Origin of the sequence: Chryseobacterium phosphatilyticum (genome assembly GCF_002899825.2) — a bacterium.
GTDB classification, from domain to species: Bacteria; Bacteroidota; Bacteroidia; order Flavobacteriales; family Weeksellaceae; genus Chryseobacterium; species Chryseobacterium phosphatilyticum.
In genome coordinates, this window is record NZ_PPED02000002.1 from 644,878 (window position 1) to 658,907 (window position 14,030).

Consider the following 14,030-nt stretch of genomic DNA (forward strand, 5'->3'; position numbering starts at 1 on the left):
TCTCTTTTTTACTGCTGGTCGAGTTGGATAATAGAACCTTTATAAAACTTAGTCTGGTCATACAATTCCGCAAAATCACGCTGAAGAATAAGTCCGCTTTCTTCATTAAAATTTTGTTCTCTGCATTGATTTTCAGCCAGAAGATATAGGGTCTGGTAATCGGATTTCAGGTAATCCGAAAGGATATTTTCGCGTCCTTGTTCTTTGTTGATAATTTCAGTGAAAAAAATTCCATAGATCAGAAATTGATTAAAATTTTTAGCATCAACAATATAGTCAAGCTGTTCCTTTGAAAATTTTTCGTAATCTGAAAGTACCTGTAAAAAAGGTTGCACATGGTTTGTAGAAGGAATTTCATAAAAAAGATCAATTCCATTGATAAAAAGCTGAGTTTTTACTTCTTCATGATCTGCCGGATATAGGGTACTGAACCAGGCAAATAGAGTTGAAAGCTCTTCTTTACTAAGCTCTTCCACAGAATCTTTTATTTTCTCTTTGATGATCTCAAGATTAGCCTGGGGATTGCCGGACAAAAATTTTTGAATATTTTCTTCTTCACGGCAGAGCTTATTGTACAAATTAATTTTGGCAATATTCGGGTTGGTTTTTATGAAATAAAGTTCTTCTGCCATGGGGATCTACCAAATAATTTTTGTTGAATTGGTAATTAAAGATACAAAATAACATTTATAAAATAGTATGCATTGAATGGTAATATCATACATAGAAATTTAAAGGATTATTTTTAAAGATATAGAAATATGATTCATTTGTTCTTAAAATGGGTCAATGTCCCCGGCTTCCTTTTTATCTATCAGAGGGTTTGGTGCAACGCAATCCGGTTTCCTTCTGAATCTTCAAATTCAGCTACTGCAAACCCGTGCTTCTCATCCGTTTTTTTAGGATAAAGAATTTTCCCGCCTTGTTGATTCACTTTATGTAAAGTACTATCAATACTTTCTGTTTTAAAATAAATAATAATCCCTTCTTTGGTTGGTTTATAAACATCTCCCTTTGCGAGTGCTCCTGTAATTCCTGAACTTTTCTCTTCAAAAGGGAATAAGGCCATTTCATAGGTATCAATAATTTCTTTTTCAAAGCTGAAATTGAAAACGGCAGTATAGAATTTTTCTGCACGTTTCAGATCAGTAACAGGAATTTCAAAGTAGACAACAGGATTGGTTTTTCTCATAGTTTTCACAGTGGTTGTTTGTTGATCAGATGAATGGCAAGATACACTTATCATCAGAAAAAAGGAAAGAATTATGGATGGTTTCATATTCTAAAATAGTAAGGATACTAAAATAAAGATTTATTACAGTGTAAAAAAATAGATAGACTTATCTATTTTTTTATTAGTTTTGTAGAAAGTTTTCAGGATGAAAAAAGAAAAAGTTCGGGACAGGATTATCAGAGTCGCTTCGGATCTATTTTATAAGCAGGGCTTTAATTCTACGGGTATTAATCAGATTATTGCGGAAGCGGATATTGCTATTGGCTCCCTTTACAATCATTTTTCATCCAAAAATGATCTTCTTCAGGCGTATCTTTTACAAGAAGAACAGAGCTGGTTCGAAGGATTTGAAAAAAGTATGACAAAGATCTCTGAGCCCAGGGAAAAAATATTGGGGCTTATTGATTACCGTAAAAAATTGCAACAAAACTCAAAATTTTCAGGCTGTCATTTCATAAAAATCATTTGTGAAACAGGAGACAGCAATCCGGCAATTTCTGATTTTGTAAAGAGTCATAAACAGAAACAAAAGACCTTGATCAAAACATTGGTGGATCAATGCAAAGGTGCTCCGGAGACAGCTGCCGAAACTATTTTTCTTTTAATAGAAGGAGCTGTGGTAACTTCTACCATCAATAAAAATGATGATGTTTTCGTTGAAGTTAAAAAAATTACAGAAGGCTTGCTTTCTTAATTTTTTGTTAATTAAAAAAATAGATATATCTATATAAAAATGAAATGTAATCAATTGATATTATTAGTTGTACTTACAGGTCAGTTGCTGACTATTATGGATATTTTCATCATTAATGTATCCATTCCTTCTATCCGGCGGGATATTCATGCTTCTCATGGTGAAATGCAGTTTATGATTGCTTCCTATCTCATTGGTTTTGCTTCTTTTCTGATTACGGGAGGAAGAATGGGAGATCTGTATGGCAGGAAAAAAATATTCATCACCGGATTGGTGGTTTTTATGCTGAGTTCTGTAGGCTGTGGAATCTCTTCGGGGCCTGTTCAGCTTATTTTTTCAAGATTTGTTCAGGGAATAAGTGCTGCCATAATGGCTCCTCAGGTTCTGTCGATGATACAAATTTTATATACGAATCATGAGGAGCGTACAAAAGCAATGGGATGGTACGGAATTACCATTGGAATAGGGACTATACTGGGGCAGTTTCTTGGGGGATATTTTTCATCACTTACCATAATAAGAGAGGCATGGCGACTTATTTTTCTGATGAATATTCCTATATGCATTCCAGCGATTTTTTTTAGTTTGAAATTGTTGAACGAATCCAAAGATCGTGTAAAGAAAACTTTCGATATCCGGGGAGTATTTATTCTTTCAACCGGACTTTTCTTTTTTACCTATGCACTGACCTCTTCCGAGCAGAACGGCTTCAATATGCAAAATATTTTTCTGGCTGTTATTTCAATTTTGGTTTTGATTTATTTTGTCCAAAATCAGAAAACTAAAATCAGAAATGGAAGGTCTTATCTGATTGATTTTAAATTATTTCAGTATAAAAATTTTAATCTGGGAATCATCGCTGTAGCTTTCTTTTTTATCATGCTGGATTCCTATTTTTATATTTTATCTTTATTTTTTCAGGACGGATTAAAAATAAGCCCGCTAGCAGCTGGTGAGATCATTGTTTTTCAGGGAGCGGGCTTTATTTTGGCCTCTCTTTTTTCACCAAAACTGATCCTGGAACACGGGAAGAATGTTCTGTTCGCAGGCTTAGGTTTAATCATGATTATTCTTGTCCTTCAGATTTTATTTTTCAATACGCAGACTTCTTTACCTGTTTTCTATATTTTGTTGTTTCTGCATGGAGTAGGGGTTGGGTCTATTATTCCTTCTCTGGCCAATATTGCCCTGTCAGGAATGCAAGAATCTTTGATTGGCAATGCATCGGGAGTCTACAATACTTTCCAGCAGATCGCTGCTATTGTTGGGATTGTTGCCATAGGAAGTGTTTTTCAATTTTTTTTGGGAGAAAAACCGACTTCCGGAGATTATAAGGATGCATTTACCATAGCTACTTTTATTAGTATTGTTTGCTTATTCGTAGTGATGATTTTCATTTCTAAGGTACCTGATCATATTCTTCCTAAAAAAAATAAAACCATTGAGATGGATTAAGGTACTCAATGATTTTGATTTCTGTTATTTTTTCAATGATGTCTGGGTAATTTTTGCAATATTCCTGGTGATTTCTGTAGGAGAGTGACAATCACAGTTGCTAAAGCCTATTACGTAAATGTCTTCTTTCGGAATATAAACACCCATACTTTTGAATCCAAAAACACTTCCGCCATGCTCACGATCAGGAACTCCGTTGATTTCTTTGAGATGCCATCCATATCCGTAAGTAAATTCCTCATTGTTGTTGAGTTTATATTTCTGAAAAGCTTTTTGGCTTTCATCAGGATTTACTATTTTATTTTGATTTAAAGCCTGTTGCCATTTCAACATATCGTCAACGGTAGACATGAGAGAACCTGAAGAAAAAGGAACACTGAAGCTGATAACCGTTTTATTTACAAATCCTTTTTCTTTTTTGTGATAGCCATAAGCCCTTTTATGGATCACTTTTCGATCGGAGGCATAATAAGAATCAGACATTCCTGCTTGATCAAAAATATTTTTTTGAATAAAATTTTCATAAGTATCACCTGAAATGAGTTCAATAATATATCCTAGCACCACATATCCTGAATTGTTATAATCAAATTTTTCTCCCGGTGTAAAATCAACCGGTTCATTTTTGAAAAAACTGACCATTTCTTCAGGCTTCATCTCTTTTTGAGCTATGGATGACAGAGATTTCATTCTGGTAAAATCTTTTATTCCTGAAGTATGGGTCAAAAGGTGGTGAATAGTAATTTTATCGCCACCAGGATAATCTTTGATATACTTCGAAACCGGATCATGTACGTTGAGTTTTCCTTGTTGTTCCAATAGTAAAATTGCTACTGCAGTAAACTGTTTGGTCATCGATCCTATTTGAAAAACATTTTCAGGGGTCATATTGACAGCAAGTTCCAGATTAGCTTTCCCGAAAGCTTTCCGATATATAGGCTTTCCGTTTTTAGCTACCAGAAATACACCACCGGGATCGTTCTGATTTCCAAATTCAGTCCCGATCAGACTGTCAATTTTCTTTTCATAGTTTTGAGGAAGCTGCTGGGCTTCCATCTTATGAAAAAAGAATAAAGACAATAGGATGCTGATTGTTAGTTTTTTAAGTGTCATTTTTTTTATACTTTGTTATGCAAAGATATAATTTATTTTGATTACTATGTTATGCAATATAGTAATTTGTGTTTTTATGAAATTGTAGCATGTTTATCAAAAACGGAGTTATGTTTAATTTTTGATAGGTCTATTTTTCGGCAGAAATTAATAGCATCATGGGGCGGCGGAGTTCATCTTTCATTTCAGGGATTTCTCTTAACATATCAGCTGTGGGCTGAGGTTCAATTATTTCTTTGATTTTGAAACCATGTTTTAAGAGAATGCTCAGATAAGTCGTTAACGTTCTGTGATATTTGATGACATTTTCACCTAAAAAAGTGGTGTTCCTTTTTCCTTCTATAAAATAACGGTCAACGGGCCAGCATGTTTTTTGGCCATCCTTATCATATACCCAGTCCTGGCCACCTTCAGCAGTAAAAACCGGATGTTCCACAGAAAATATAAAATGTCCTCCGGATTTTATCCAACGATAGATATTCTGAGCAATGGTGTCAAATGATTCCACATAATGCAGTGTCAGCGAGCTTATAATAATATCAAATGTTCCTGCCAGATAATCAACATCTTCCAAAGCCTTTCTTTCATATTGAATTCCTTTCAGATTGTTGATTTCTTGTGCTTTGGCCAACATTTTTTCAGACAGATCAATTCCAACTACCGATGTGGCACCGTTTTCAATGGCATAACGGCAGTGCCAGCCAAACCCACACCCGAGATCAAGAACTTTTTTAGCTGTAAAATCCGGGAGCATTCCCTTCAACGTATGCCATTCTCCGGCGCCTTCCAGCCCCAATTGAGAGCGTAACATTTTTCCGTACTGATCGAAAAAAGAGGGATTGTCATATTTATTTTCTTTCATAAGATAAAATAGTGAGATCGTTTTCTTTAGATGAGTTTCTGAAGATAAAAATCCTCGGGTAAAGGATTTAAAATATAAATTATCTTTCGTTTTCGCGCATGGCTTTGATCAGCCTATCCGTTCTTTTATCCGCTCTTGCATTATTCAACGATAAAACAGCCCAAATGGCGGCAGGTAACCATCCGATTACCGTAATCTGTAAAATCAGGCAGATAATTCCTGTAATAATTTTCCCACGAACCATAAAAGATAGGAAAGGAAGTAAAATGGCTAGTAACATGGTTTAAGGTTTTAATTGTTAATAAATTTCTAATGAGATTGAGGATCAAAATACGCCTTAAAAGTCAACGGGTCCTCAATTTTATCTTCAACTTCTTCAAGGTATTCTAAATATTCCTCCTGATGTTTTTCCATATAAATTAAAACAACAGCAAGGTTGACAAACAAGTTTTTATCTGTTGACCCCAGGTGTAATGCTCTTTTTAAATAGTATAAAGCCTTTTCATTTTCTCCCATGTCAGAGTAAATAGCACCAATATTGATTAAAGCAGAGGTGTTTTCCGGTTCAATGTGTAAAATTTCATCCAGTTCCTTAACCAGCAAATCATTTAAAGTATCCCAATGATCTTCATTTTCCCATCTTTTAGCCTGGAGTTTTTTTACGTTTTCTAATCGGGTTGTTATCGTGCTCATGAATTAAAATTACAGAATGGACGTTTATTATAATATGCAAATTTAGCTTTCTTAAAATAAATCTTCAAGGGTTGTAGATGAGGAGAAGTTGATTAATATTTTTGTTGAAAAGAATTCAGCATGGTATGTTTTCGATTTAATTCTGAGCAATTTCAAAAATCAGGATAGGTACAGGGCTCGAACCTGCGTCATCCCGGGTGAAGAGCCGGGTGCTCTACCACTGAGCTAACCTATCCTTTTATTTTCCTTTTCAGAGTTTTCCTGAAAAATATTTATTCTGTCTCAAAATTTTAGCTAAAAAAGGGTTTGAAACCGTTACCCCATGCACCAGCTCCGGTGTTGGCCTGAATTGACTGACTCCATGGGTACGGGGAGTAATCCAACCCGATTTTTCAGGATCAATACCCGCTTTTTTACAGGCATTCACAATCATTTCCTTATTGCAAAAAACTCTTTCCTGAAAGACTTCCCATGGTAAAGGTACTATATTCCATACTTCTGTATTGGGATCAATTTTGCCTCCGCTGGATAAATGCCATGCGATGACATCGGCAGCCATCAAACGCATCACTTTTCCAAAACAAAGATCTTCAAGAATAGAATCCAGTCCTAAAGCATACATCAGGTTTATCCAGTTGTCTCTGGCTTTATTCCAGGCACCGGCTGTGTTGTTCCAGGTTGTAGAATCATTGCCTTTTTTTACAGCCATTGTTTTTCTGTTGATATCATTTTGGTTCCAGAGCTCTTCAAGAAATGTTGAGATGTCTTCCAGAATAACCGTCCATTTTCCTAAGAGTTTACCTTTTTGCTCATCAGCAAGATGCTGCAAAACGTCTTTGTCTGTATAAATATAGGAAATAGCCAGCCAATTTGTCTCTTCAGCATATCTTTTACACCTGTTGAACAGCATTTCGCATATTTCATCGAACGGCTTGTCCTGACTCTGATTGGTAAATACACTTCTCAGATTACTGCGGGCATTGAAGTAAGCAATAAAACAAGCCGTATTTAAATCACTACTGAAATTTTCAAAACTGATGGTATGGGAGAGGCCATGCTTAGCAATTTTTTGAAGCTCAATCTTTTTCGATTCATGGATGAATTTATGAAGTCTGATTTCGATCCGTTTTAGAAGCCTCCACTTCTTATTGTAACTTCTTTTGGAGATATCCAATCCAGCGAGTTTTCGCAACTCTTTATCAAGTCGATCACTTTTGAAATTATTTTGTCCCACTTCTTTATGAATCAATGGTGAAACTTCATTCAGAAATGCTTCAATTTTATCTGTCGTTTGATATCCTGAATTTTCTTTTTCATTAATTTTAAAGATCTCAACAGCTTTTTTGATCTGCTTTTCTGCCCCTGTTGCCGTACCAAAGGTCTGCAGCATTGAGGTGTAGCCATAAATACTGTTTTTTAGGGAACGATTGGCTGCTTTATTTAAAGTGGCCAACTCATGAATTTCTAAATCGTTTTTCATCAACTCAACGATCATTTCCGCAACATCTTCGGGACGAAGGCGAGCGTCTAAAGTGCTGTAAAGTTGTTTTACATTGAGCATTAGGATTTTAATATATTTATCACTCTTTAACGAAATTCCACGTTTATTTGATTAAGATCTTCTTCTTTGGTTTCAATCAATTTACCATATAAGTCTGTATAAGTCACTTTAAGCTTATATCCTCCAATTTTCTCCCTAATTTCATTAAATATTTTTAGTTTTTTGCTATAATCAAATCCATTAGAATCTTCTGTTATGGAGATTTCTAAAATTTTCATAAAACCATCTTTTGAAATAATATTTTGATCACTACTTTTTCTTCCTGAATATGCATATACAGCAGGAAGAGAAAGACTATTAATTAACTCATAAAAATCAACAACTTCCTTTTTCTCAATTTCATTATATGTTTTAAATTCATTGATGATTAAAGGTCCTATCCCCACATTATGAAGATGGATTTTCAAAGAGTTTTTAGATAATTCAAAAGAGAATAAACCTAAAGGCCTTACATTCTCATACATAATGTTTTTGCTTCTATTCTCTTCAATACTAGAAATTTTTAAAGTTAAATAACCTACTAATACCAAATTGAAAATAGTTAAGATTGGATTTAAAACTCCTCCAAAATAATCTCCAAATTGCCCCCATTTTTCAGGATCTTTTGAAATTCCATTACCAGCTAAATTACAAGCATATACTCCAACAACAATCAGTATACACATTACGACAAACACTAATATTGTTGAGAGAAAGTCTTTTGTTTCTTTATCCATTATGATTATTAGTTTTTATTTGCTCGAAATTCTTTTCTCTGAAGGGATTAAAGTCAATATATCTTTAAATCAATTCTTCTAACATTTTATCTGTTTTCATCAGTTTCCCCTGAGGAATTTGATGATTAAGATAAGTAAAAAATAAATTGGTCACCCAAGTATTTTCAATATGATGAATATAATAAGCACTGATTAGTCCAAAATCATCAGAAATATAAGCAGGTAGGTCTGAAGATCCTGTCATTCTGAATGTTGATATGAAAATTTCCTTTCGGATATTGCTGACCTGATCCTCTGTTTCTGCGTCAGTTATTTTTTCGTCAATTATTTGGTAAGCTTTCATCCAGAGATCAGAAAATTCTGAGGAATCTCTAAGCTCAAGAATTTCATTAATTCTTTCCGAATCAATATTGTTGAGAGCAGCCTTTAATGATTCATTAAAGGCTGCTTCCAGTGTATTCAATTTTTCTGTCATAATTCAGAAGGATATTATCCAAACGCTCTTTTCAACAAGCTCTCCACTTTGGGCTCACTTCCTCTGAAGTTTTTATATAATTCCATAGGATCTTTTGTACCTCCGGAAGAAAGGAGTACTTTATACTTAGCGGCAATTTCCGGATTAAAGATTCCGTTTTCTTTAAAATACTGGAAAGCGTCTGCATCCAATACCTCTGCCCACTTGTAAGAATAATACCCTGCAGAATATCCTCCCTGGAAAATGTGAGAGAAACTGGGGCTCATTGCGGTTTCCGCATTGACAGGATAAAGACTGGTTGCTTTTGTATATTTATCTTCAAAGTCTTTTATACTTTCATTTTTCAATTCATCCACTTTTGTGTGATAGCTCATATCCAGAAGTCCGAAACCAAGTTGTCTCAAAGTCTGGTAGCCTTCCATAAAGTTTTTAGATTGCTCGATTTTTTCAATTTTTTCGTCAGGAAGCACCTCTCTGGTTTTATAATGTTTAGCAAAAGTTTTTAAGAACTCAGGTTCATAACAGAAATTTTCAAGGAACTGTGACGGTAACTCCACAAAATCCCATTTTACAGAAGTTCCTGAAAGGGTAGGATATTGTGTATTCGCCATCATCCCGTGAAGTGCATGTCCGAATTCGTGGAACAAAGTAGTCACCTCCTGGAAGGTTAATAGGCTAGGTGTATCTTTGGTAGGCTTGCTGAAATTACAAACAATGGAAATATGTGGACGGGAGTTTTCTCCGTTTTGTTGGTACTGATTTTTGTAGCTTGTCATCCATGCTCCGGCTCTTTTCCCTTTTCTTGGGAAATAATCCACGTATAGCAGTGATTTGTATACGCCGTTCTCCTTTACTTCATATATTTTGACATCTTCGTGGTATTTCGGAATGTCATTTCTTTCTTCAAAACTCAGTCCGAAAAGCTTTCCTGCCAATCCGAATACAGCATCCTGAACCTGATTCAGAGGAAAATAAGGCTTCAGTTCTTCATCATTAAGGTCAAATTTTTGCTTACGAAGTTTTTCAGCGTAGAAAGCATGATCATAGCTTTGTATTTCCTCAATGCCATCAGCCTTTGCTAAAGATTTTAATTCTTCAATTTCTTGAGCAGCATAAGGTTTTGCTTTGGTTAAAAGCTCATTCAAAAAGTCAATAACTTTCGTTGGAGACTTTGCCATTCTTTCTTCAAGAACATAATCTGCATAATCCTTATATCCTAAAAGTTCTGCTTTTTGTTGTTTTAAATCAAGAAGCTCTTTGATCAGGTTCTGATTGTCGAATTCACCACCGTCGAAAGATTTTTTACCATTGGCCAATGCCAGTTCTTTTCTTAATTCACGGTTTTCAGCATATGTCATGAAAGGAATATAGCTTGGATATTGTAAAGTAACCACCCATCCTTCCAGATTCCTTTCTTTAGCTTCTTCTGCATATTGCTCAATAATCGCATCCGGTATCCCTGCCAATTGCTCCTTATCTGTAATGTGTTTGAAATAAGCATTGGTAGAAGCCAGTACATTTTGACCGAACTGTAAAGATTTTACAGACAGATCCATGCTGATATTTTTTAATTTTTCTTTGTCTTCTTCATTTAATAAAGCACCACTTCTTACAAAACCTTTGTAGGTTTCATTTAAAAGCATTTGTTGCTCTTCATTGAGATTATATTTCCCCTTTTCATCATAAACCATTTTGATTTTGTTGAAAAGAGGTTCGTTTTGAGAAATTTTTGAAGAATATTCTGTTAAAATCGGAGAGACTTCCTGGGCAATCTGTTGGATCTCATCACTGGTTTCTGCAGAATTTAAATTGAAAAAGATATTAGAAACCACATCCAGTTGTTCACCCGAGTACGCCAAAGCTTCAATAACATTTTCAAAAGTAGGAGGTTCAGGATTATTGACAATAGCATTAATTTCCTCTTCTGATTTTTGAATCAGCTCCTTAAAAGCAGGAAGATAGTCTTCATTTTTAATGTCACCGAAAGGTGCTGAGTGATATGGTGTGTTAAATTTTTCTGTTAAAATATTCATTTCTCTATTTTTATTTAAGGTAAATTTAATGATTCATAGGGAATCACAGCTTGAAAACTCAAAAATAATGCCTGAATGCACGAGTATGACAAAAATGCATTATCTTAGTTAATCTTGTCATGGAGAGATTCAATGATGTGAAATGATTGATCTCGATCAAAAAGTTATACCTTATTATAGAAAAACACACCAATGAAAAAATTACTCTTTTACTCTCTTTTTCTATGCAGTTTTATCAATGCACAAAAAAATATTCCGTCTTACGGAGCAATTCCTTCTCAAAGACAGCTAGCCTGGCACGATATTGAGGTTTATGGACTGATCCATTTTACTCCTACCACTTTTGAGGATAAGGAATGGGGATATGGAGATGCGGATCCGAAAATCTTTAATCCCACCCATTTTGATGCTGAGCAAATTATAAAAGCGGCTAAAGCAGGTGGTTTGAAAGGGATCATATTGGTAGCTAAACACCATGACGGCTTTGCTTTATGGCCAACACAGACTACAACGTATAACATTTCGAAAAGCCTGTTCAGAAAAGGTAAGGGAGATTTGGTCAAAGAAATACAACTGGCAGCCCAAAAATATGGATTGAAATTCGGAATATATTGTTCACCGTGGGACAGGAATAACCCAAACTATGGAACATCAAAATATCTTGCCATTTATCAGGCTCAGTTAAAAGAACTTTATAGCAATTATGGAAATCTATTTATGAGCTGGCATGACGGAGCCAATGGAGGCGATGGCTATTATGGAGGAGCCAGAGAGACCAGAAGCATCGATAATACAGTGTACTACGATTGGAAAAATACCTGGGCTATTACCCGGAAAATGCAGCCTATGGCTAATATATTCAGTGATGTGGGTCCGGATGTAAGATGGGTGGGGAATGAAGAAGGACATGCGGCAGAAACCAGCTGGGCCACTTTTACACCAAAAGGTCCGGTAGGTAAGAATGAAGCGGTTCCGGGACAGGCTAATTATCCGCAAAGTCCTTCCGGAATTAGGAATGGTCGATTTTGGATGCCTGCGGAATGTGATGTTCCTCTCAGAAAAGGCTGGTTTTTTCATACACAGGAACAACCAAAATCACCGGAGATTTTATTTGATTTGTATCTTAAAAGTGTAGGCCGCGGTGCTGCTTTAGATCTGGGGCTGGCTCCGGATACTACAGGTCAGCTGCATTCTGATGACGTTGTAGCTTTACAAACTTTTGGAATAATGTTGGAACGTACCTTTGCTGATAATCTCGCTAAAAGCGCTACAGTAAAAGCCAGTAATACCAGAGATAAATCTCATTCGCCAGCGACTCTACTGGATGGAAATAAAAAGAGCTTTTGGGCTACTGAAGATGATGTCCACAGTGCGACACTGGAAATACATCTGCCTTCTGCTCAAACATTTGATATCATGAGTTTACAGGAGTTTATTCCTTTAGGACAAAGGATAGAAGGGTATACAATTGAAGTTTTTAAGAATAATACCTGGAAAAAAATATATGATGGAACAAGTATAGGTGCTAAGAGGTTAATTAAATTAGATGAGCCACTTACGGCCAATAAACTGAGGGTCAATATTACAAAATCCCCGGTTTGTATTACATTAAGTGAGATAGGTCTGTATAAACAAGCTACTTTGTGATTATTGTACTAAATGAAATAACATTAATTTCCAAATCCTCAAACAACCATATACTAATGAAAAAACTGTTCTTTTACTGCCTTTTCCTATATAGTTTTATCGATGCACAAAAATCTATTCAGCCGTATGGTGCGGTTCCTTCCAAAAGGCAATTAGCCTGGCATGATATTGAAGTCTACGGTCTGATCCATTTTACGCCTACCACTTTTGAAAATAAAGAGTGGGGATATGGTGATGCAGATCCGAAAATTTTTAATCCTTCTCAATTTGATGCCGAACAAATTATAAAAGCTGCCAAAGCAGGTGGATTGAGGGGAATTATATTGGTTGCCAAACACCATGACGGCTTTGCCCTTTGGCCCACAAGTACTACGTCTTATAATATTTCTAAAAGCCCTTTCAGAAATGGTAAAGGTGATATGGTAAAAGAAATACAGCTGGCCGCTCAAAAGTATGGGCTTAAGTTTGGAGTGTATTGTTCACCATGGGATAGGAATAATCCTGATTACGGGACATCGAAATATCTTGCCATTTATCAGGTACAGTTAAAGGAACTTTATAGCAATTATGGAAATCTATTTATGAGCTGGCATGACGGAGCGAATGGTGGTGATGGCTATTACGGAGGAACCAGAGAAACCAGACGTATTGATAGTTCTACTTATTATGATTGGATAAATACTTTTGCAATCACTAGAAAAATGCAGCCTATGGCCAATATATTCAGCCATTTAGGAGATGTAAGATGGGTGGGAAATGAAGAAGGATATGCAGCAGAAACAAGCTGGGCCACTTATACTCCGGGGGCTTCAAAGGGAAAACATGAAAAAATTCCAGGGCAGCCAGACTATCCGGAAGCTACAACAGGTACACGGAACGGAATGCTGTGGCTGCCCGCAGAATGTGATGTTCCTCTCAGAAAAGGATGGTTTTTTCATACAGAGGAAAAGCCGAAGTCAGCAGAAACTCTGTTTGATCTTTATCTTAAAAGTGTAGGAAGAGGTGCGGCTTTAGATCTAGGGCTGGCTCCTGATACTACTGGCCATTTGCATGAAGATGACGTAGCTGCATTACAGGCTTTTGGAAATATAGTGCAAAAGACTTTTGCCAACAATCTGGCGAAGAGAGCGACCATCAAAGCAAGTAATACCAGAGATAAAAGGTACGGAACCAGTACATTATTGGATGGAGATAAACAAAGTTTTTGGGCCACTCAGGATGATGTTCACAGTGCGACACTGGAAATAAATCTGCCTTCTGCTCAAACATTTGATATCGTTAGTTTACAGGAGTTTATTCCTTTAGGACAAAGGATAGAAGGGTATACTCTTGAAGTCTTTAAAAACAACAGGTGGGAAAAAATTTACGAAGGAACAAGTATAGGTGCCAAAAAATTGATTAAATTAGATCAACCGCTTACCGCAGGTAAACTGAGACTTAGTATCACAAAATCTCCGGTTTGCATTACACTGAGCGAGTTTGGACTTTATAAAAAAGCATCCATATGATAATCTTGCCATAGGAGAAGTTGAAGAGAATGGGGAATA

The 14,030-nt window shown here is 35.8% G+C and carries 14 protein-coding genes and 1 tRNA gene; 4 read left to right on the forward strand and 11 right to left on the reverse strand.

Going from position 1 to position 14,030, the window contains the following annotated elements; all coding sequences use genetic code 11:
- Nucleotides 1-8: 8 nt before the first annotated feature.
- Both C1631_RS10040 and C1631_RS10045 read right to left on the reverse strand, forming a co-directional pair.
- Nucleotides 9-632, reverse strand: coding sequence for a hypothetical protein (locus C1631_RS10040; RefSeq protein ID WP_103247715.1), 624 nt, complete (start codon nt 630-632; stop codon nt 9-11).
- Between the two features lie 182 nt (nt 633-814).
- On the reverse strand, nt 815-1,192 hold the full coding sequence (locus C1631_RS10045; RefSeq protein ID WP_103247728.1) for a VOC family protein: 378 nt from the start codon (nt 1,190-1,192) through the stop codon (nt 815-817).
- A gap of 187 nt (nt 1,193-1,379) precedes the next feature.
- Here C1631_RS10045 and C1631_RS10050 point away from each other — a divergent pair, with 187 nt between their 5' ends.
- Together C1631_RS10050 and C1631_RS10055 are read left to right on the forward strand one after the other, a co-directional pair.
- Nucleotides 1,380-1,928 (forward strand): TetR/AcrR family transcriptional regulator, encoded by a 549-nt coding sequence (locus tag C1631_RS10050; protein ID WP_109711952.1) that lies wholly within the window; start codon nt 1,380-1,382, stop codon nt 1,926-1,928.
- A gap of 39 nt (nt 1,929-1,967) precedes the next feature.
- Complete coding sequence (locus C1631_RS10055) at nt 1,968-3,383, forward strand: MFS transporter (protein ID WP_109711954.1); 1,416 nt, start codon at nt 1,968-1,970, stop codon at nt 3,381-3,383.
- Between the two features lie 24 nt (nt 3,384-3,407).
- On the opposite strand, the gene C1631_RS10060 is transcribed toward C1631_RS10055, so the two are convergent.
- The 9 genes from C1631_RS10060 to C1631_RS10100 all read right to left on the reverse strand — a co-directional run bounded on the left by C1631_RS10060 (nt 3,408) and on the right by C1631_RS10100 (nt 10,836).
- Nucleotides 3,408-4,496, reverse strand: coding sequence for a serine hydrolase domain-containing protein (locus C1631_RS10060; protein WP_185144661.1), 1,089 nt, complete (start codon nt 4,494-4,496; stop codon nt 3,408-3,410).
- A 130-nt stretch (nt 4,497-4,626) separates the two neighbouring features.
- Nucleotides 4,627-5,358, reverse strand: a complete 732-nt coding sequence (locus C1631_RS10065; RefSeq protein WP_103246604.1) for a class I SAM-dependent methyltransferase — start codon at nt 5,356-5,358, stop codon at nt 4,627-4,629.
- Nucleotides 5,359-5,437: 79 nt separating this feature from the next.
- Nucleotides 5,438-5,638: a YqaE/Pmp3 family membrane protein gene (locus C1631_RS10070; protein ID WP_103246605.1), complete on the reverse strand. Its 201-nt coding sequence runs from the start codon at nt 5,636-5,638 to the stop codon at nt 5,438-5,440.
- Nucleotides 5,639-5,667: 29 nt separating this feature from the next.
- Nucleotides 5,668-6,051 carry a tetratricopeptide repeat protein gene (locus tag C1631_RS10075; protein ID WP_109711956.1) on the reverse strand — a complete coding sequence of 128 codons (384 nt, stop codon included), beginning with the start codon at nt 6,049-6,051 and terminating at the stop codon, nt 5,668-5,670.
- A gap of 161 nt (nt 6,052-6,212) precedes the next feature.
- Nucleotides 6,213-6,287, reverse strand: a tRNA-Lys gene (locus C1631_RS10080).
- Nucleotides 6,288-6,301: 14 nt separating this feature from the next.
- Nucleotides 6,302-7,612: a hypothetical protein gene (locus tag C1631_RS10085; protein ID WP_103246607.1), complete on the reverse strand. Its 1,311-nt coding sequence runs from the start codon at nt 7,610-7,612 to the stop codon at nt 6,302-6,304.
- Nucleotides 7,613-7,638: 26 nt separating this feature from the next.
- Nucleotides 7,639-8,328 carry a hypothetical protein gene (locus C1631_RS10090; protein ID WP_103246608.1) on the reverse strand — a complete coding sequence of 230 codons (690 nt, stop codon included), beginning with the start codon at nt 8,326-8,328 and terminating at the stop codon, nt 7,639-7,641.
- Nucleotides 8,329-8,392: 64 nt separating this feature from the next.
- Nucleotides 8,393-8,803, reverse strand: coding sequence for an immunity protein PIM1 family protein (locus C1631_RS10095; protein ID WP_103246609.1), 411 nt, complete (start codon nt 8,801-8,803; stop codon nt 8,393-8,395).
- A 14-nt stretch (nt 8,804-8,817) separates the two neighbouring features.
- Nucleotides 8,818-10,836 (reverse strand): M3 family metallopeptidase, encoded by a 2,019-nt coding sequence (locus tag C1631_RS10100; RefSeq protein ID WP_109711960.1) that lies wholly within the window; start codon nt 10,834-10,836, stop codon nt 8,818-8,820.
- Between the two features lie 192 nt (nt 10,837-11,028).
- Between C1631_RS10100 and C1631_RS10105 the strand changes: the two genes are divergently transcribed.
- Both C1631_RS10105 and C1631_RS10110 read left to right on the forward strand, forming a co-directional pair.
- Nucleotides 11,029-12,483, forward strand: a complete 1,455-nt coding sequence (locus tag C1631_RS10105; protein ID WP_103246611.1) for an alpha-L-fucosidase — start codon at nt 11,029-11,031, stop codon at nt 12,481-12,483.
- A 56-nt stretch (nt 12,484-12,539) separates the two neighbouring features.
- Nucleotides 12,540-13,991, forward strand: coding sequence for an alpha-L-fucosidase (locus C1631_RS10110; RefSeq protein ID WP_109711962.1), 1,452 nt, complete (start codon nt 12,540-12,542; stop codon nt 13,989-13,991).
- The last annotated feature ends 39 nt before the right edge of the window (nt 13,992-14,030 follow it).

What these genes read in the sequence shown, in the direction of transcription:
- C1631_RS10040 (WP_103247715.1), bottom strand. Translation starts at nt 632, where the DNA reads ATGGCAGAAGAACTTTATTTCATAAAAACCAACCCGAATATTGCCAAA.
- C1631_RS10045 (WP_103247728.1), bottom strand. Translation starts at nt 1,192, where the DNA reads ATGAGAAAAACCAATCCTGTTGTCTACTTTGAAATTCCTGTTACTGAT.
- C1631_RS10050 (WP_109711952.1), top strand. Translation starts at nt 1,380, where the DNA reads ATGAAAAAAGAAAAAGTTCGGGACAGGATTATCAGAGTCGCTTCGGAT.
- C1631_RS10055 (WP_109711954.1), top strand. Translation starts at nt 1,968, where the DNA reads ATGAAATGTAATCAATTGATATTATTAGTTGTACTTACAGGTCAGTTG.
- C1631_RS10060 (WP_185144661.1), bottom strand. Translation starts at nt 4,496, where the DNA reads ATGACACTTAAAAAACTAACAATCAGCATCCTATTGTCTTTATTCTTT.
- C1631_RS10065 (WP_103246604.1), bottom strand. Translation starts at nt 5,358, where the DNA reads ATGAAAGAAAATAAATATGACAATCCCTCTTTTTTCGATCAGTACGGA.
- C1631_RS10070 (WP_103246605.1), bottom strand. Translation starts at nt 5,638, where the DNA reads ATGTTACTAGCCATTTTACTTCCTTTCCTATCTTTTATGGTTCGTGGG.
- C1631_RS10075 (WP_109711956.1), bottom strand. Translation starts at nt 6,051, where the DNA reads ATGAGCACGATAACAACCCGATTAGAAAACGTAAAAAAACTCCAGGCT.
- C1631_RS10085 (WP_103246607.1), bottom strand. Translation starts at nt 7,612, where the DNA reads ATGCTCAATGTAAAACAACTTTACAGCACTTTAGACGCTCGCCTTCGT.
- C1631_RS10090 (WP_103246608.1), bottom strand. Translation starts at nt 8,328, where the DNA reads ATGGATAAAGAAACAAAAGACTTTCTCTCAACAATATTAGTGTTTGTC.
- C1631_RS10095 (WP_103246609.1), bottom strand. Translation starts at nt 8,803, where the DNA reads ATGACAGAAAAATTGAATACACTGGAAGCAGCCTTTAATGAATCATTA.
- C1631_RS10100 (WP_109711960.1), bottom strand. Translation starts at nt 10,836, where the DNA reads ATGAATATTTTAACAGAAAAATTTAACACACCATATCACTCAGCACCT.
- C1631_RS10105 (WP_103246611.1), top strand. Translation starts at nt 11,029, where the DNA reads ATGAAAAAATTACTCTTTTACTCTCTTTTTCTATGCAGTTTTATCAAT.
- C1631_RS10110 (WP_109711962.1), top strand. Translation starts at nt 12,540, where the DNA reads ATGAAAAAACTGTTCTTTTACTGCCTTTTCCTATATAGTTTTATCGAT.